We start from the raw sequence: 17690 nt of genomic DNA, 5'->3' as shown, positions 1-17690 counted from the left end.
CCATGCTGGAAGCGCTGTCCGTTTCCCTGAACAAGACCGCACTGGTCGGTTTCGTCGTCTACCTGATCGGCGCCGTGCTGCTGTTCATGCTGTTTCAGTTCGTCTACACCCGCATCACCCCGCACAAGGAATTCGAGCTGATCCGCGCCGGCAACAGCGCGGCGGCCATCGCCCTGGCCGGCGCGATCATCGGTTTCGCCATCCCGGCCAGCAACGTCATCGCCTACTCGATCAACCTCCTGGATTTCGTCCTCTGGGCGGTGATCGCCGCTGCCGTTCAACTGCTGGCGTTCCTGGCCTCCGGCCTGGTGCTCAAGGGCACGTCCCAGCGCATCGCCAACGGCGAAATCGCCTCCGGCATCTATGTCGCCGCCGTGGCGATCAGCGTGGGCATGCTCAACGCTGCGTGCATGACACCGTCCAACTGACCGGCAGGGAGCCTGTGATGAAACGAAGCAAGTACGTCCAGATGTCCCTGGCCGCCTCGGTGGCGCTGGCCATCTCCGGCCAGGCAGGTGCGGTGGAGCAACCGCGCAGCTTCCAGAGCGTGGAACAGTGCGTGGATGCCGACGTGGCGGCGGACATTTGCTCGGACGCGTACGTCGCGGCCCTGGCCGAACACCGGCGCATCGCCCCGGCCTACGACGACAAGGCCGCCTGCGACGCGGACTTTGCCGCCGACTGGTGTCAGAAGAATTCCGCCGGCCGGTTCGTGCCCAAGCTCGGCGGCTTCAAGGTGCCGCGCAACGGCGAAGCGATGCAGGATCTGGATGCGATCGCCGATGCGCCGATGCCGGCCGGCGAAGCCCAGGCCGCCCAAACGACCCATGTCACCCACTCGTCCGGCGGCTCGGGCAACGGTTTCCTCACCGGCCTGCTGATCGGCAATGCGTTGAGCAACAGCCGTTCGACCTACAGCCCGCCGCCGGTCTACCGCGAACGCAACACGCGCCAGACCTATGACACCTCGACGCTGAACCGGCGGATCGAATCGGCGCCGGCCAGAAGCCGGCAGGACTACGACAGCGACTACCGCAAACCGGTCAACGTGGCCTCGGCCACCTCCCGCGGCGGCTTCGGCAGTCAGTCCAGCGCCCGCAGCGGGTGGGGCGGATGGGGTCGCTCGAGCAGCTGACCATGGAAAAGATCCTGTGCGCCGAGCGCCCCGACTGGAAACAGACGGCCGAAAGCCTCGGCTTTCTGTTCCACACCATCGACGATGAGCCTTACTGGGACGAAAGCGCCTACTACCGCTTCACCCTGGCACAGATCGAAAACGACCTTGAGGACCCGACCGCCGAACTGCACGAGATGTGCATGGATCTGGTGGATCGGGTGGTGCACAGCGAAGAACTGCTGGATCGCCTGAGCATTCCCGCACCGTACTACGACATGATCCGAACGTCCTGGCTGGAAGGTCATCCGCATCTGTACGGGCGCATGGACTTCTCCTACAGCGGCAACGGCCCGGCGAAACTGCTGGAGCTCAACTACGACACCCCCACCAGCCTGTACGAAGCGGCGGCGTTCCAGTGGGGCTGGCTGGAACAGGGCATCGAGCGCGGGACGCTGCCGGCGCACGCCGACCAGTTCAACAGCATCGACACCCGGCTGCACGAGGCCTTCGCCCATCTGCGGCTGAAACGGCCATTCTATTTCGCCTCGATGAAAGGTTCGGTCGAGGACAAGGGCACCACGGACTACCTGCGCCTGATCGCGGAAAAGGCCGGCATCGAATCGCGCCACATCGACATCGAAGACATCGGCCTGAGCGCCGACGGCCGCTTTGTCGACCTGGAGGATCGCTGGATCCCCCACCTGTTCAAGCTGCACGCCTGGGAATTCATCTTCCACGAACCGTTCGGCGCGGCGATCGCCCAGTGCGACACACAGTTCTTCGAGCCGGCGTGGAAGGCCATCCTCTCCAACAAGGGCGTCTTGCCGTTGCTGTGGGAAATGCACAACGGCCATCCCAACCTGCTGGCCGCCCACCTCGATCCGAACCCGGCCGCTGCGGTGCCCAAGGGCTGGGTGCGCAAGCCGTACTTCTCCCGGGAAGGCGCCAACATCGAACTGCAGACCGCTGAAGGCCTGACCGTCAAAGAGGACGGGCCCTACACCGATGCGCCGTTCATCCTGCAGGAACTCGCGCCTTTACCGAAGTTCGGCGACAGCTACACGCTGATCGGCTCCTGGGTGATCGGCGACCAGCCGGCGGGGATCGGCGTACGGGAAGACAACAGCCTGATCACCAAGGATTCGAGCCGGTTCCTGCCGCACGTGATCCTCGACTGAACGGCCCTGCGGCGTCAGCCAAGGCACCGCCTCCCCCCAACGAAAAAGGCCCGTCGTGTTCAACGACGGGCCTTTTTCATTCAGCGCAGATGCAGCAGCGAATCAGAACGGAATGTCGTCATCGAAGCTGTCGAAGTCCGGAGCCGGCTGCGGTGCGGCCTGCTGCGGCGCCGGGCGCTGCTGCGGAGCCGACTGCTGAGGACGCGGAGCCTGCTGGCGCGGGGCCGACTGCTGGTAGTTGTTGCCGCCGCCCTGCTGGTAGTTGTTCTGGTCGCCCTGCTGCGGACGGCCGCCCAGCAGCTGCATGGTGCCCTGCATGTCGACGATGATTTCGGTGGTGTAGCGCTTGATGCCGTCCTTTTCCCACTCGCGGGTCTGCAGTTTGCCTTCGATGTAGACCTGCGAACCTTTGCGCAGGTACTCACCGGCGATCTCGGCGACCTTGCCGAACATCGACACGCGGTGCCACTCGGTGCGCTCGACCTTCTGGCCGGTCTGCTTGTCGGTCCACTGCTCGCTGGTCGCCAGACTCAGGTTGGTCACGGCGTTACCGTTGGGCAGGTAGCGTACTTCGGGATCCTGGCCGCAAGTGCCGACCAAGATGACTTTGTTAACCCCACGGGCCATAACGTTCTCCTAGGCTTCGCAAGCCGCCTCGGCCGGGTTGTTCACCAGGCGTTCGAGGGTGGTGCGATCCACTAATTCTTTATCCAGTTTGATGTAGACCGCCGCTTCGTCGGCGACGATCACTGCATCTGTTACCCCTACGAGGGCCTTGAGGCGCTCGACCAGACCCGCTTCGCGGATCGCCTCGGGCGACAACGGCAAGCGCAGGCTCGTCACGTAGGGTGGTTCGCGCATGGTAACAGCAAAGGCCAGCCAAAGTGCAGCGAGGCCGGCACATCCGAGGAAGACAACCGACAGACCGCCATGCTGGAACAGCCAGCCGCCGAGGATCCCGCCCAGGGCGGAACCCAGGAACTGGCTGGTGGAGTACACGCCCATGGCCGTGCCCTTGCCGCCCGCCGGCGACACCTTGCTGATCAGCGACGGCAAGGACGCCTCCAGCAGGTTGAACGCGGTGAAGAACACCACCGTGCCGATCACCAGCGCCCGCAGGCTGTCGCCGAACTGCCAGAAGAATAGCTCAGTGAGCATCAGCGTCAGCACGGCGCCGAGCAAAACTCGTTTCATTTTGCGTCGCTTCTCGCCGTAGATGATGAACGGGATCATGGCGAAGAACGAGATCAGTAGCGCGGTGAGGTAGACCCACCAGTGCTGTTCCTTGGGCAGCCCGGCCTTTTCCACCAGGGCCAGGGGCAAGGCGACGAAGCTCGACATCAGCATCGCGTGCAGCACGAAGATGCCAAGGTCCAGGCGCAGCAGGTCCGGATGCTTGAGCGTCGGCAGCAGCGCCTGGCGGGCCACGCCGGACTCGCGGTGGCTCAACGGCCCGGTGGAGCGCGGCACCATGAACAGGATGATCGCGATGCCGACCAGCGCCATCGCGCCGGTGGCCAGGAACAGCCCGGACAGGCCGAACGCGCGGGTCAGCAGCGGCCCGACCACCATGGCCACGGCGAACGACAGGCCGATGGTCATGCCGATCATGGCCATGGCCTTGGTGCGGTGCTGTTCGCGGGTCAGGTCGGAGAGCAGCGCCATGACCGCCGCGGAAATCGCCCCGGCGCCCTGCAGGATCCGCCCGGCGATCACGCCCCAGATCGAATCGGCCTGGGCGGCCAGCACGCTGCCGAGGGCGAAGACCACCAGCCCCAGGTAGATCACCGGCCGGCGGCCGATGCGGTCGGAAATGATCCCGAACGGGATCTGGAAAAGCGCCTGGGTCAGACCGTAAGCGCCGATCGCCAGCCCGATCAGGGCCGGGGTCGCTCCCGCCAGGTCCATGCCATAGGTCGCCAGCACCGGCAGCACCATGAACATGCCGAGCATACGGAAGGCGAACACCAGGGCCAGACCGCTCGCCGCGCGGGTCTCGCTGCCACTCATGCGTTCGCTGTGGGGATCGTGCATGGAAAAACCTCGTGTGAACCGGCGGCGATTCTACCAGTCCCACCGATTGACGGGATATATCGCGACGCTATGACGCGTGCAGATGAAATTCTCTTCATGCAAGGGAAAAATCCCTTCGCCCGATAGTGTGCATCCATCCAGTATTTAGCCTTATACTCCTGTGTTTTCGACGCCCGCCGAGCGAGGCCACTTTGGACAAGATCCTGATTCGTGGGGCCCGTACCCACAACCTGAAGAACATCGACCTGACCCTGCCGCGGGACAAGCTGATCGTCATCACCGGCCTGTCCGGATCCGGCAAGTCGTCCCTGGCCTTCGACACGCTGTACGCCGAAGGCCAGCGCCGCTATGTCGAGTCCCTGTCGGCCTACGCCCGGCAGTTCCTGTCGATGATGGAAAAACCCGACGTCGACACCATCGAAGGCCTGTCGCCGGCGATCTCCATCGAACAGAAGTCGACCTCGCACAACCCGCGCTCCACGGTCGGCACCATCACCGAAATCTACGACTACCTGCGCCTGCTCTACGCCCGTGTCGGCACGCCGCGCTGCCCGGACCACGACATCCCGCTGGAGGCGCAGACCGTCAGCCAGATGGTCGACCTGGTGCTGGCCGAGCCCGAAGGCAGCAAGCTGATGCTGCTGGCCCCGGTGATCCGCGAGCGCAAGGGCGAGCATCTGTCGGTGTTCGAAGAGCTGCGCGCCCAGGGCTTCGTCCGGGCCCGGGTCAACGGCAAGCTCTTCGAGCTCGACGAGTTGCCGAAGCTGGACAAACAGAAGAAGCACACGATCGAGGTCGTGGTCGACCGCTTCAAGGTGCGCGCCGACCTGCAGCAGCGCCTGGCCGAGTCGTTCGAGACCGCACTGAAGCTGGCGGACGGCATCGCCCTGGTGGCGCCGATGGACGACGAACCGGGCGAGGAGATGATCTTCTCCGCGCGCTTCGCCTGCCCGGTCTGCGGCCACGCCATCAGCGAGCTGGAGCCGAAGCTGTTCTCCTTCAACAACCCGGCCGGCGCCTGCCCGACCTGCGACGGCCTGGGCGTGAAGCAGTTCTTCGACATCAAGCGCCTGGTCAACGGCGAACTGACCCTGGCCGAAGGCGCCATCCGCGGCTGGGACCGGCGCAACGTCTATTACTTCCAGATGCTGGGTTCCCTGGCGTCCCATTACGGGTTCAGCCTGGAGCAGCCGTTCAACCAGCTGTCCGCCGAGCACCAGAAGTACATCCTGCACGGCAGCGGCTCGCAGAACGTCGACTTCAAGTACCTCAACGACCGCGGCGACATCGTCAAGCGCTCGCACCCGTTCGAAGGCATCGTGCCGAACCTGGAGCGCCGCTACCGCGAGACCGAGTCGGCCAGCGTGCGCGAGGAGCTCGCCAAGTTCCTCAGCACCCAGGCTTGCCCGGATTGCCGCGGCACCCGCCTGCGCCGCGAAGCGCGGCACGTGTGGGTCGGCGAGAAGACCCTGCCGGCGGTGACCAACCTGCCGATCGGCGACGCCTGCGACTATTTCGGCGACCTGAAGATGACCGGCCGCCGCGGCGAGATCGCCGACAAGATCCTCAAGGAGATCCGCGAGCGCCTGCAGTTCCTGGTCAACGTCGGCCTCGACTACCTGTCGCTGGACCGCAGCGCCGACACCCTGTCCGGCGGCGAGGCCCAGCGGATCCGCCTGGCCAGCCAGATCGGCGCGGGCCTGGTCGGCGTCCTGTACATCCTCGACGAACCCTCCATCGGCCTGCACCAGCGCGACAACGACCGCCTGCTGGGCACCCTCAAGCACCTGCGCGACATCGGCAACACGGTGATCGTGGTCGAGCACGACGAAGACGCGATCCGCCTGGCCGACTACGTGGTGGACATCGGCCCGGGCGCCGGCGTCCATGGCGGGCAGATCGTGGCCGAGGGTTCGCCGGACGAAGTCATGGCGCATCCGGAATCCCTGACCGGCAAGTACCTGTCGGGTCGGGTCAAGATCGAAGTGCCGGCCAAGCGCACGCCGCGCAACAAGAAGCAGGTGCTGTCGCTCAAGGGCGCCCGCGGCAACAACCTGCGCAACGTCGACCTGGAAATCCCGATCGGCCTGCTGACGTGCGTGACCGGCGTGTCCGGCTCGGGCAAATCGACGCTGATCAACAACACGCTGTTCCCGCTGAGCGCCACCGCGCTGAACGGCGCCACCACCCTGGAAGCGGCGCCGCACGACAGCATCAAGGGCCTGGATCACCTCGACAAGGTGGTCGACATCGACCAGAGCCCCATCGGCCGGACGCCGCGCTCCAACCCGGCGACCTACACCGGGCTGTTCACGCCGATCCGCGAACTGTTCGCCGGCGTCCCCGAGTCCCGCTCCCGGGGCTACGGGCCGGGGCGCTTCTCGTTCAACGTCAAGGGCGGGCGCTGCGAGGCCTGCCAGGGCGACGGCCTGATCAAGGTGGAGATGCACTTCCTGCCGGACATCTACGTGCCGTGCGACGTGTGCAAGAGCAAGCGCTACAACCGCGAGACCCTTGAGATCAAATACAAGGGCAAGAGCATCCACGAAACCCTCGAAATGACCATCGAGGAAGCGCGGGAGTTCTTCGACGCGGTGCCGGCCCTGGCGCGCAAGCTGCAGACGCTGATGGACGTGGGGCTGTCGTACATCAAGCTCGGACAGTCGGCGACGACCCTGTCCGGCGGCGAGGCGCAACGGGTCAAGCTGTCCCGCGAGCTATCCAAGCGCGACACCGGCAAGACCCTGTACATCCTCGACGAGCCGACCACAGGCCTGCACTTCGCCGACATCCAGCAACTGCTCGACGTGCTCCATCGCCTGCGCGACCACGGCAACACCGTGGTGGTGATCGAGCACAACCTGGATGTGATCAAGACGGCCGACTGGCTGGTGGACCTGGGGCCGGAAGGCGGATCGAAGGGCGGACAGATCATCGCCACCGGCACGCCGGAAGAAGTCGCCGAGATGCCGCAGTCGCACACCGGCCACTACCTCAAACCGTTGCTGATCCGCGACCGGGCCTGATCCCCGGGCATGAAAAAGCCCCGGTCACCGTGAGGTGGCCGGGGCTTTTTTACATCGCAACCCTCAAGCGTGGGATTGCAGGTAGTTCTCGAGACCGATCAGCTTGATCAGGCCCAACTGCTTTTCGAGCCAGTAGGTGTGGTCTTCTTCGGTGTCGTTGAGCTGAACCCGCAGGATCTCGCGGCTGACGTAGTCCTTGTGCTGCTCGCAGAGTTCGATGCCTTTGCACAGCGCGGCGCGAACCTTGTACTCCAGGCGCAGATCCGCTTCGAGCATTTCCGGCACGGTGGTGCCGACATCCAGGTCATCCGGGCGCATACGCGGAGTGCCTTCAAGCATCAGGATCCGGCGCATCAGCGCGTCTGCGTGACCGGCCTCTTCTTCCATCTCGTGGTTGATCCGTTCGTAGAGCTTGGTGAATCCCCAGTCCTCATACATCCGCGAGTGAACGAAATATTGGTCACGCGCGGCCAGTTCGCCGGTCAGCAACGTGTTGAGGTAATCGATAACGTCTGGGTGGCCTTGCATCGCCCTACATCTCCCTTCCTGAAAGTCTGTAGTTTGAACCAACCTGACTGGAAGGTCACCCGCTTCGCGCAATAAAAGCGAGGATATTCTTAGAAAACCAGCCTAAATAACGCAAAAACCGCCCTAATGAGGGCGGTTCTGCTTCTCGTTTAGACTTCGCTCAGCTGTACGTTGAGCAGCTTTGCGATCGCTTCTCCATACGCCGGGTCGGCCTTGAAGAAATGCTGCAGCTGGCGGTCGACGACATCGCTCGACACACCGGCCATTGCCCCGGCGATGTTGCGGGTCAGCAACGCCTTCTGCTCGTCGCTCATCAGCCGGAACAGCGCACCGGCATGGCTGTAGTAGTCGGTGTCCTCACGGTGATCGTAGCGATCCGCAGCCCCACTAAGGACCAATGCCGGCTCCGCATAATGCGGTGCCTGCTTCGGCGACTCCACGTAGCTGTTCGGCTCGTAGTTGGGCGCAGCCCCGCCATTGCTGCCGAAGGCCATGGAACCGTCGCGCTGATAGGTGTTCACCGGGCTGCGCGGCGCATTCACCGGCAGTTGCTGGTGATTGGTGCCGACACGATAGCGGTGCGCATCGGCGTAGGCGAACACGCGACCTTGCAGCATGCGATCCGGCGACAGGCCGACGCCGGGCACCATGTTGCTTGGGCCGAACGCCGCCTGCTCGACCTCGGCGAAGTAGTTCAGCGGGTTGCGGTTGAGCTCGAGCTCGCCGACCTCGATCAACGGAAACTCCTTCTGCGACCAGGTCTTGGTCACATCGAACGGGTTCTCGTAATGCGCGGAGGCCTGGGCCTCGGTCATGATCTGAATGCACACGCGCCATTTCGGGAAATCACCGCGCTCGATGGCTTCGAACAGGTCACGCTGGGCGTAATCAGGATCGGTGCCGGCCAAACGGGCCGCGTCCGCCGGCGCCAGGTTCTTGATGCCTTGCAGGGTCTTGTAGTGCCACTTCACCCAATGACGCTCGCCGTTGGCATTGATCAAGCTGTAGGTGTGGCTGCCGAAACCGTGCATGTGACGGTATCCGTCAGGAATGCCGCGGTCGGAAAACAGGATTGTGACCTGGTGCAGCGCCTCCGGGGAATGCGACCAGAAATCCCACATGGCCTGTGCACTTTTCAGGTTGCTCTGCGGCAGGCGCTTTTGGGTGTGGATGAAGTCCGGGAACTTCAATGGGTCGCGAATGAAGAACACCGGCGTGTTGTTGCCGACGATGTCCCAGTTGCCTTCCTCGGTGTAGAACTTCAACGCGAAGCCGCGGGGATCGCGCTCGGTGTCCGCCGATCCGCGTTCACCGCCGACAGTGGAGAAGCGCAGGAATGTCGGGGTTTGCTTGCCGACCGCCGAGAACAGACTGGCCCGGGTGTACTGGGTGATGTCACGCGTGACCGTGAAGGTACCGTAAGCCCCCGAGCCTTTGGCGTGCACACGACGCTCCGGAATGTTTTCGCGGTTGAAGTGGGCAAGCTTCTCGATCAGATGAAAGTCATCCAACAGCAATGGGCCGCGCGGCCCGGCGGAACGGGAGTTCTGGTTGTCGGCGACAGGTGCGCCACTGGCGGTCGTAAGCGTCTTGCTCTGGCTCATGCGATCTTCTTCCTCTGTCAGTCTGGAACTGCCGGCTAATCGGCTTGGTGGGGAGTATTGACCATCACTTTGATAGCTACAAATTCATAAACTTGCAGGCAGCAATAGATATTTGCAATTACAAATCCCACGCCATAGTGACAACGGAAAGCAGCCATTGGCTTGTACGCAAGACGCATTTCTTGCGGGCACAAAAAAACCGGGCACCAGGCCCGGTTTTCTTGTTTCAGACTGACGTCTTACTCAGCGGATACAGCTTCGCCGCCGACAGCGCGATCAACCAGCTCGACGTACGCCATAGGAGCGTTGTCGCCAGCGCGGAAACCGCACTTGAGGATGCGCAGGTAGCCACCCTCACGGGTAGCGTAACGCTTGCCCAGATCGTTGAAGAGCTTGCCGACGATCGCTTTCGAACGAGTACGGTCGAAAGCCAGACGACGGTTAGCAACGCTGTCTGTCTTGGCCAGAGTGATCAGCGGCTCGGCAACGCGGCGCAGTTCTTTGGCTTTTGGCAGAGTAGTTTTGATCAGCTCGTGCTCGAACAGCGACACCGCCATGTTCTGGAACATAGCCTTACGGTGGGAGCTGGTGCGGCTCAGGTGACGACCACTTTTACGATGACGCATGGTTCATTCCTTACCAAACACAACGTTCGGTGATTACGACGATCAGGCAGTCGCCTTGTCGTCCTTCTTAAGACTTGCAGGCGGCCAGTTGTCGAGGCGCATGCCGAGGGACAGACCGCGGGAGGCCAGAACGTCCTTGATTTCGGTCAAGGATTTCTTGCCCAGGTTCGGAGTCTTCAACAGCTCTACTTCGGTGCGCTGAATCAGGTCGCCGATGTAGTAGATGTTTTCCGCCTTAAGGCAGTTGGCCGAACGTACAGTCAGTTCCAGATCGTCAACCGGGCGAAGCAGGATCGGATCGATCTCGTCTTCCTGCTCGACAACCACTGGCTCACTGTCACCTTTGAGATCGACGAACGCAGCCAACTGCTGTTGCAGGATGGTTGCAGCACGACGGATGGCCTCTTCAGGATCCAGGGTACCGTTGGTTTCCAGATCAATAACCAGCTTGTCCAGGTTGGTGCGCTGCTCGACACGGGCGTTTTCCACCACGTATGCGATACGGCGAACCGGGCTGAACGAAGAGTCGAGCTGCAAGCGACCGATGCTGCGGCTTTCGTCTTCATCGCTTTGACGCGAGTCGGCCGGCTCATAACCACGACCACGAGCTACGGTGAGCTTCATGTTCAGGGCGCCGTTGGACGCCAGGTTAGCGATTACGTGATCGGGGTTAACGATCTCGACATCATGATCCAGCTGAATATCGGCAGCGGTAACCACCCCCGAACCCTTCTTCGACAAGGTCAGCGTAACTTCGTCACGGCCATGCAGCTTGATAGCCAGACCTTTAAGGTTCAACAGGATTTCAATTACGTCTTCCTGTACACCTTCGATGGCGCTGTACTCGTGGAGCACACCGTCAATCTCGGCCTCGACTACTGCGCAGCCGGGCATTGAGGACAACAGGATGCGGCGCAGCGCGTTGCCCAGGGTGTGGCCAAAACCACGCTCGAGAGGCTCGAGGGTGATCTTGGCGCGGGTTGGACTGACAACCTGCACATCAATATGGCGGGGTGTCAGGAACTCATTTACCGAAATCTGCATGGATGCACCTATTTTCTAGCCCTTACTTGGAGTAGAGCTCGACAATCAGGCTTTCGTTGATGTCGGCGGACAGATCACTGCGAGCTGGAACGTTCTTGAAAACGCCCGACTTCTTCTCAGTGTCTACTTCTACCCACTCTACGCGGCCACGTTGAGCACACAGATCGAGAGCTTGGACAATGCGAAGTTGGTTTTTTGCTTTCTCGCGAACAGCGACCACGTCACCAGCACGAACCTGGTAGGACGGAACGTTTACGGTCTGACCGTTAACGCTGATCGACTTGTGCGATACCAGCTGACGGGATTCGGCACGGGTGGAGCCGAAGCCCATACGGTATACGACGTTGTCCAGACGGCATTCGAGCAGTTGCAGCAGGTTTTCACCGGTTGCACCTTTCTTGCCAGCGGCTTGCTTGTAGTAGCCGCTGAACTGACGCTCGAGAACGCCGTAGATACGACGAACCTTCTGCTTCTCACGCAGTTGGGTGCCGTAGTCGGACTGGCGACCGCGGCGCTGGCCGTGGATACCAGGTGCTGCTTCAATGTTGCACTTCGATTCGATCGCGCGCACGCCGCTCTTCAGGAAGAGATCGGTGCCTTCGCGACGAGCCAGTTTGCATTTTGGACCAATGTAACGAGCCATTCTTTACAATCTCCTGGATTACACGCGGCGCTTCTTCGGCGGACGGCACCCGTTGTGCGGGATTGGCGTCACGTCGGTGATGCTGGCGATCTTGTAGCCACAGCCGTTCAGAGCGCGGACTGCGGATTCACGACCTGGACCTGGGCCCTTGACGTTCACGTCGAGGTTTTTCAGGCCGTATTCCAGCGCAGCTTGACCAGCACGTTCAGCAGCTACTTGAGCCGCGAACGGGGTGGACTTGCGGGAACCGCGGAAACCCGAACCACCGGAGGTAGCCCAGGAAAGAGCGTTACCTTGACGGTCGGTGATGGTCACGATGGTGTTGTTAAAAGAGGCATGGATGTGGGCGATGCCATCAACCACTGTCTTTTTAACTTTTTTACGAGGACGAGCAGCAGGTTTTGCCATGATTAAATTCCTGTCGATTCGCTGGGGCGATTACTTGCGGATCGGCTTACGCGGACCTTTACGGGTACGCGCGTTGGTCTTGGTACGCTGACCGCGTACTGGCAGACCACGACGATGACGCAGACCGCGATAGCAACCGAGGTCCATCAAGCGCTTGATTTTCATGTTGATTTCGCGACGCAGGTCACCTTCAGTGGTGAACTTCGCGACTTCGCCACGCAGCTGTTCAATTTGCTCGTCGCTCAGATCCTTGATCTTTGCTGCTGGGTTTACCCCAGTCACCGCACAGATTTTCTGCGCGGTAGTGCGACCGACACCATAGATGTAGGTCAGCGAGATAACAGTATGCTTGTTATCTGGAATGTTAACGCCTGCAATACGGGCCATTCAGTGGGACTCCAATTGACAGCTACCTACGCCCCGGAAGCCAAGAAATAGGGCGCGAGATAATATCGCTGTAATAACAAATAATCAACCCGGCAGCACACTAGCTGCCGGGCTTGAAGCACGATCACACTCAGCCTTGGCGCTGCTTGTGACGCGGTTCCGCGCTGCAAATTACTCGAACAACACCTTCGCGGCGAATAATCTTGCAGTTACGGCACAGCTTTTTCACCGATGCACGAACTTTCATCACCAACTCCTCGAACCTTATGGGTACTCAGCGCAACATGCCGCTGCCGTAACCCTTCAGGTTGGCTTTCTTCATCAGGGATTCGTACTGGTGCGAAACGAGGTGCGATTGTACTTGGGACATAAAGTCCATCACAACCACGACCACGATCAGCAACGAGGTCCCGCCAAGGTAGAACGGAACGTTTGCCGCAACCACCAGGAACTGGGGCAGCAGGCACACGGCCGTCATGTAAAGAGCACCGAACATGGTCAAGCGAGTCAGAACGCCATCAATGTAGCGCGCAGACTGCTCACCTGGACGGATGCCCGGAATAAAGGCACCGGACTTCTTCAGGTTTTCCGCTACGTCTTTCGGATTGAACATCAACGCCGTATAGAAGAAGCAGAAGAAAATAATCCCTGCACTAAACAGCAGAATATTCAACGGCTGACCAGGAGCGATCGACTGCGAGATGTCCTGCAACCAGCCCATACCTTCAGACTGACCGAACCAGGCACCCAACGAAGCCGGAAACAGCAGAATGCTGCTTGCGAAAATAGCCGGAATGACACCGGCCATGTTCACTTTCAGCGGCAAGTGGCTGGTCTGCGCAGCAAAGACCTTGCGGCCCTGCTGACGCTTGGCGTAGTGAACGGCGATACGACGCTGACCACGCTCAATGAACACCACGAAACCGATAATCGCTACTGCCAGCAGACCGATGGCAACCAGGGCGAAAATGTTGATGTCACCCTGACGCGCAGACTCGAAAGACTGCCCGATCGCTCTCGGAAGACCGGCGACGATACCCGAAAAAATCAGCATCGAGATACCGTTGCCTACACCACGCTCAGTAATCTGCTCACCCAGCCACATCATGAACATCGCGCCAGCCACAAACGTGGATACCGCGACGAAATGGAAGCCGAAGTCACCAGTGAACGCAACGCCCTGCCCCGCCAGGCCAATGGACATGCCAATTGCCTGGACGAGAGCTAGGACGACGGTGCCGTAGCGGGTGTACTGGCTGATCTTGCGACGGCCAGCTTCACCTTCCTTCTTCAACTGCTCCAGCTGCGGGCTGACGGCGGTCATCAGCTGCATGATGATCGATGCCGAAATGTACGGCATGATCCCCAGTGCAAAGATGCTCATCCGCTCCAGCGCGCCGCCGGAAAACATGTTGAACAAGCTAAGAATGGTCCCCTCATTCTGTCGAAACAGGTCTGCGAGACGGTCCGGGTTGATACCTGGAACCGGGATGTGTGCGCCTATTCGGTAGACGATGATCGCCAGGAACAGAAAACGCAGACGAGCCCAGAGTTCAGACATACCGCCTTTGCCGAGCGCAGAGAGAGCACCTTGCTTAGCCATTTATTCCTCGAACTTGCCGCCAGCTGCTTCGATAGCCGCGCGCGCACCTTTGGTGGCGCCGATTCCCTTGCCGATAGTGACAGCGCGAGTCACTTCACCGGACAGCATGATTTTCACGCGCTGTACGTTGACGTTGATCACGTTGGCATCTTTCAGGGACTGCACGGTGACGATGTCGCCTTCCACTTTGGCCAGCTCGGACAGACGCACTTCTGCGCGGTCCATGGCTTTCAGGGAAACGAAACCGAACTTCGGCAGGCGACGGTGCAGCGGCTGTTGACCGCCTTCAAAGCCTGGAGCGATGGTGCCACCGGAACGGGAGGTCTGACCTTTGTGACCACGGCCACCAGTCTTACCCAAACCGCTACCGATACCACGGCCCGGACGATGCTTTTCGCGACGGGAACCCGGCGCTGGACTCAGATCATTGAGTTTCATCGATTAACCCTCGACACGCAGCATGTAGTAGGCCTTGTTGATCATCCCGCGATTCTCGGGAGTATCCTGGACTTCTACAGTGTGACCGATGCGACGCAGACCCAGACCCTTCACGCACAGTTTGTGGCTAGGGATGCGGCCGCTGGTGCTTTTGATCAGCGTTACTTTTACGGTAGCCATGATCAGACGATCTCCTCAACGCGCTTGCCACGCTTGGCGGCAATGGATTCAGGAGACTGCATGGCCTTCAGACCCTTGAAAGTGGCGTGAACCACGTTTACAGGGTTGGTCGAGCCGTAGCACTTGGCCAGAACGTTCTGAACGCCAGCAACTTCGAGAACGGCACGCATTGCGCCGCCAGCGATGATACCGGTACCTTCAGAAGCAGGCTGCATGTACACCTTCGACGCGCCGTGGGCGGACTTGGTGGCGTACTGCAGGGTGGTGCCGTTCAGATCAACCTGGATCATGTTGCGGCGAGCAGCTTCCATTGCCTTCTGGATCGCAGCAGGCACTTCACGCGACTTGCCACGGCCGAAGCCAACGCGACCCTTGCCATCACCCACCACGGTCAGCGCGGTGAAAGTGAAGATACGGCCGCCTTTAACGGTTTTGGCTACGCGGTTAACTTGAACCAGCTTCTCGATGTAGCCTTCGTCGCGCTTTTGGTCGTTATTTGACATAACTTAGAACTCCAGCCCAGCTTCACGAGCAGCATCAGCCAGCGCCTTAACGCGGCCGTGGTACTTGAAGCCAGAGCGGTCGAAAGCCACCTGCGAGACGCCCACGGCCTTAGCACGCGTAGCGACCAGCTGGCCAACCTTAGTGGCCGCGTCGATGTTGCCGGTGGCACCATCACGCAGTTCTTTATCCAAAGTCGAGGCGCTGGCCAGGACTTTGTTGCCGTCGGCCGAAATGACCTGGGCGTAGATGTGCTGCGAAGAGCGGAACACGCAGAGACGCACGACTTCGAGTTCGTGCATTTTCAGGCGTGCTTTGCGAGCGCGACGCAGTCGAGTAACTTTTTTGTCGGTCATTTGCTATGCCCTACTTCTTCTTGGCTTCTTTACGACGGACGACTTCGTCCGCGTAGCGCACACCTTTACCTTTGTAAGGCTCTGGTGGACGGAAGTCGCGGATCTCGGCGGCCACTTGACCTACCAGCTGCTTGTCGATGCCCTTGATCAGGATATCGGTCTGGCTAGGAGTCTCAGCAGTGATGCCTGCCGGCAGTTCGTAATCCACAGGGTGCGAGAAGCCAAGAGCCAGGTTCAGAACCTGACCTTTTGCTTGCGCCTTGTAACCAACACCGACCAGCTGGAGCTTGCGCTCGAAGCCTTGGCTTACGCCTTGGACCATGTTGTTTACCAACGCACGAGTGGTACCGGCCATTGCGCGGGTCTGTTGATCGCCATTGCGAGCAGCGAAACGCAGCTCACCGGCTTCTTCAACGATCTCAACGGACGAATGGACGTTCAGTTCGAGAGTGCCCTTGGCACCCTTCACCGAAAGCTGTTGGCCTACGAATTTGATTTCGACGCCGGCCGGCAGCTTAACGGGGTTCTTAGCGACGCGAGACATGCTTATCCCCCCTTAGAACACTGTGCAAAGAACTTCGCCGCCGACACCGGCAGCGCGCGCAGCACGATCAGTCATCACACCTTTGTTGGTGGAGACGATAGACACGCCGAGGCCGCCACGTACTTTTGGCAGATCTTCGACGGACTTGTACTGGCGCAGGCCTGGACGGCTGACGCGCTTGACTTCCTCGATGACCGGACGGCCCTCGAAGTACTTCAGCTCGATGGACAGCAGAGGTTTGGTTTCGCTGCTGATCTGATAACCCGCGATGTAACCTTCGTCCTTCAGGACTTTTGCTACAGCCACCTTCAGCGTGGAAGACGGCATGCTTACGACGGACTTTTCAGCCATCTGGGCATTACGGATTCGAGTTAGCATGTCCGCTAACGGGTCCTGCATACTCATGGGCTAGACGCTCCTAAAACAGAAAAATTAGCCTTGCGGCTACTACTTGTCGCCGAGAAACTCCGGGCACAAAAAACACGGGCTCAGGCGAGCCGGTCATTCTAGACACCCCCCGGAAATGAATCAAGCCCCAAAAGGGGCTTGACTCAAGTTCAAGACCACCGGCGGTCAGACTCTTTCGAGCGAACCACCGGGGTTTTGAAGGCGCTTACCAGCTGGCTTTCACCAGACCTGGCACGTCACCACGCATGGCAGCTTCACGCAGCTTGTTACGGCCCAGGCCGAACTTGCGGTAAACGCCGTGCGGACGACCGGTCAGGCGGCAACGGTTACGCATGCGCGAGGCGCTTGCGTCACGTGGTTGCTTCTGCAGGGCTACGGTAGCTTCCCAACGCGCTTCTGGACTTGCGTTCAGATCGACGATGATAGCTTTCAGCGCTGCACGCTTGGCGGCGTACTTGGCAACAGTGAGCTGACGCTTCAGCTCACGGTTCTTCATGCTCTTCTTGGCCATTTTCCTACTCCAATCAGTTGCGGAACGGGAATTTGAAAGCACGCAGCAGAGCGCGGCCTTCGTCATCGTTCTTGGCAGTGGTGGTCAGGGTAATGTCCAGACCGCGCAGAGCATCGATCTTGTCGTAGTCGATTTCCGGGAAGATGATCTGCTCTTTCACGCCCATGCTGTAGTTGCCACGACCGTCAAAGGACTTGGCATTCAGGCCGCGGAAGTCGCGAACCCGAGGCAGGGAGATCGACAGCAGACGATCCAGGAACTCGTACATACGCTCACGGCGCAGGGTCACTTTGACACCGATCGGCCAACCTTCGCGGACTTTGAAGCCTGCGATGGATTTACGAGCGTGAGTCACAACGACTTTTTGGCCGGTGATCTTTTCCAGGTCAGCTACCGCGTGCTCGATGACTTTCTTGTCACCGATCGCTTCGCCCAGACCCATGTTCAGAGTGATTTTGGTAACGCGCGGAACTTCCATCACGTTCGAAAGCTTAAGTTCTTCCTTAAGTTTCGGTGCGATTTCCTTCCGGTAAATCTCTTGGAGTCGTGCCATG

Annotated in this window: 23 protein-coding genes; 4 read left to right on the top strand and 19 right to left on the bottom strand. The window is 60.4% G+C overall.

The window, feature by feature from the left end:
• The first annotated feature begins 2 nt into the window (after positions 1 to 2).
• The 3 genes from CAG41_RS13050 to CAG41_RS13040 are packed head-to-tail and all read left to right on the top strand — an operon-like array spanning position 3 to position 2295.
• On the top strand, positions 3 to 428 hold the full coding sequence (locus tag CAG41_RS13050; protein ID WP_085707077.1) for a DUF350 domain-containing protein: 426 nt from the start codon (positions 3 to 5) through the stop codon (positions 426 to 428).
• 17 nt (positions 429 to 445) lie between these two features.
• Positions 446 to 1135 (top strand): DUF1190 domain-containing protein, encoded by a 690-nt coding sequence (locus CAG41_RS13045; RefSeq protein ID WP_085707076.1) that lies wholly within the window; start codon positions 446 to 448, stop codon positions 1133 to 1135.
• Positions 1136 to 1137: 2 nt separating this feature from the next.
• The gene (locus tag CAG41_RS13040) at positions 1138 to 2295 is read left to right on the top strand and encodes a glutathionylspermidine synthase family protein (RefSeq protein WP_085707075.1); all 1158 of its coding nucleotides are present in this window, start codon (positions 1138 to 1140) and stop codon (positions 2293 to 2295) included.
• Positions 2296 to 2397: 102 nt separating this feature from the next.
• Here CAG41_RS13040 and CAG41_RS13035 read toward each other — a convergent pair whose 3' ends face one another.
• Positions 2398 to 2922 carry a single-stranded DNA-binding protein gene (locus CAG41_RS13035; RefSeq protein ID WP_085585822.1) on the bottom strand — a complete coding sequence of 175 codons (525 nt, stop codon included), beginning with the start codon at positions 2920 to 2922 and terminating at the stop codon, positions 2398 to 2400.
• A 9-nt stretch (positions 2923 to 2931) separates the two neighbouring features.
• Positions 2932 to 4329 (bottom strand): MFS transporter, encoded by a 1398-nt coding sequence (locus CAG41_RS13030; RefSeq protein WP_085585820.1) that lies wholly within the window; start codon positions 4327 to 4329, stop codon positions 2932 to 2934.
• Positions 4330 to 4520: 191 nt separating this feature from the next.
• On the opposite strand from CAG41_RS13030, the gene uvrA reads away from it, so the two are divergent.
• The gene (gene uvrA, locus CAG41_RS13025) at positions 4521 to 7355 is read left to right on the top strand and encodes an excinuclease ABC subunit UvrA (RefSeq protein ID WP_085585818.1); all 2835 of its coding nucleotides are present in this window, start codon (positions 4521 to 4523) and stop codon (positions 7353 to 7355) included.
• A gap of 63 nt (positions 7356 to 7418) precedes the next feature.
• Here the strand turns inward: uvrA and bfr are convergent, their stop codons facing one another.
• The 17 genes from bfr to rplE form a co-directional block, all read right to left on the bottom strand.
• Positions 7419 to 7883, bottom strand: a complete 465-nt coding sequence (gene bfr / locus CAG41_RS13020; RefSeq protein ID WP_085585816.1) for a bacterioferritin — start codon at positions 7881 to 7883, stop codon at positions 7419 to 7421.
• Positions 7884 to 8032: 149 nt separating this feature from the next.
• Positions 8033 to 9487 carry a catalase gene (locus CAG41_RS13015; RefSeq protein ID WP_085585814.1) on the bottom strand — a complete coding sequence of 485 codons (1455 nt, stop codon included), beginning with the start codon at positions 9485 to 9487 and terminating at the stop codon, positions 8033 to 8035.
• A 239-nt stretch (positions 9488 to 9726) separates the two neighbouring features.
• Positions 9727 to 10113: a 50S ribosomal protein L17 gene (gene rplQ, locus CAG41_RS13010; protein ID WP_007955635.1), complete on the bottom strand. Its 387-nt coding sequence runs from the start codon at positions 10111 to 10113 to the stop codon at positions 9727 to 9729.
• A 42-nt stretch (positions 10114 to 10155) separates the two neighbouring features.
• Positions 10156 to 11157 carry a DNA-directed RNA polymerase subunit alpha gene (rpoA, locus tag CAG41_RS13005; protein ID WP_003186012.1) on the bottom strand — a complete coding sequence of 334 codons (1002 nt, stop codon included), beginning with the start codon at positions 11155 to 11157 and terminating at the stop codon, positions 10156 to 10158.
• Positions 11158 to 11179: 22 nt separating this feature from the next.
• Positions 11180 to 11800, bottom strand: coding sequence for a 30S ribosomal protein S4 (gene rpsD, locus CAG41_RS13000; RefSeq protein WP_011063772.1), 621 nt, complete (start codon positions 11798 to 11800; stop codon positions 11180 to 11182).
• 18 nt (positions 11801 to 11818) lie between these two features.
• A complete protein-coding gene (rpsK, locus tag CAG41_RS12995) occupies positions 11819 to 12208 on the bottom strand; it encodes a 30S ribosomal protein S11 (RefSeq protein ID WP_002555466.1) in 390 nt (129 codons plus the stop codon).
• Positions 12209 to 12238: 30 nt separating this feature from the next.
• Positions 12239 to 12595 carry a 30S ribosomal protein S13 gene (gene rpsM, locus CAG41_RS12990; protein WP_003186020.1) on the bottom strand — a complete coding sequence of 119 codons (357 nt, stop codon included), beginning with the start codon at positions 12593 to 12595 and terminating at the stop codon, positions 12239 to 12241.
• 130 nt (positions 12596 to 12725) lie between these two features.
• A complete protein-coding gene (rpmJ, locus tag CAG41_RS12985) occupies positions 12726 to 12842 on the bottom strand; it encodes a 50S ribosomal protein L36 (protein ID WP_002555468.1) in 117 nt (38 codons plus the stop codon).
• Positions 12843 to 12869: 27 nt separating this feature from the next.
• Positions 12870 to 14198, bottom strand: a complete 1329-nt coding sequence (gene secY, locus CAG41_RS12980) for a preprotein translocase subunit SecY (RefSeq protein ID WP_003228718.1) — start codon at positions 14196 to 14198, stop codon at positions 12870 to 12872.
• Positions 14199 to 14636: a 50S ribosomal protein L15 gene (gene rplO / locus CAG41_RS12975; protein WP_003228720.1), complete on the bottom strand. Its 438-nt coding sequence runs from the start codon at positions 14634 to 14636 to the stop codon at positions 14199 to 14201.
• A gap of 3 nt (positions 14637 to 14639) precedes the next feature.
• Entirely contained in the window at positions 14640 to 14816 is a 177-nt protein-coding gene (rpmD, locus tag CAG41_RS12970; protein ID WP_026144795.1) for a 50S ribosomal protein L30, read from the bottom strand.
• A 2-nt stretch (positions 14817 to 14818) separates the two neighbouring features.
• Entirely contained in the window at positions 14819 to 15319 is a 501-nt protein-coding gene (rpsE, locus tag CAG41_RS12965) for a 30S ribosomal protein S5 (RefSeq protein WP_085585812.1), read from the bottom strand.
• 3 nt (positions 15320 to 15322) lie between these two features.
• The gene (rplR, locus tag CAG41_RS12960; RefSeq protein WP_085585810.1) at positions 15323 to 15673 is read right to left on the bottom strand and encodes a 50S ribosomal protein L18; all 351 of its coding nucleotides are present in this window, start codon (positions 15671 to 15673) and stop codon (positions 15323 to 15325) included.
• Positions 15674 to 15683: 10 nt separating this feature from the next.
• A complete protein-coding gene (gene rplF / locus CAG41_RS12955) occupies positions 15684 to 16217 on the bottom strand; it encodes a 50S ribosomal protein L6 (RefSeq protein WP_085585808.1) in 534 nt (177 codons plus the stop codon).
• A gap of 12 nt (positions 16218 to 16229) precedes the next feature.
• Positions 16230 to 16622, bottom strand: coding sequence for a 30S ribosomal protein S8 (gene rpsH, locus CAG41_RS12950; RefSeq protein ID WP_003228724.1), 393 nt, complete (start codon positions 16620 to 16622; stop codon positions 16230 to 16232).
• Between the two features lie 208 nt (positions 16623 to 16830).
• Complete coding sequence (gene rpsN, locus CAG41_RS12945) at positions 16831 to 17136, bottom strand: 30S ribosomal protein S14 (protein ID WP_022641375.1); 306 nt, start codon at positions 17134 to 17136, stop codon at positions 16831 to 16833.
• Between the two features lie 13 nt (positions 17137 to 17149).
• Positions 17150 to 17689, bottom strand: coding sequence for a 50S ribosomal protein L5 (gene rplE / locus CAG41_RS12940; protein WP_022641376.1), 540 nt, complete (start codon positions 17687 to 17689; stop codon positions 17150 to 17152).
• Position 17690 lies beyond the last annotated feature (1 nt).

The organism is Pseudomonas sp. B35(2017) (genome assembly GCF_002113645.1).
GTDB classification, from domain to species: Bacteria; Pseudomonadota; Gammaproteobacteria; order Pseudomonadales; family Pseudomonadaceae; genus Aquipseudomonas; species Aquipseudomonas ekonensis.
The sequence above is the reverse complement of the archived record's forward strand: the minus strand, read 5'-3'. Positions and strand labels throughout refer to the sequence as shown.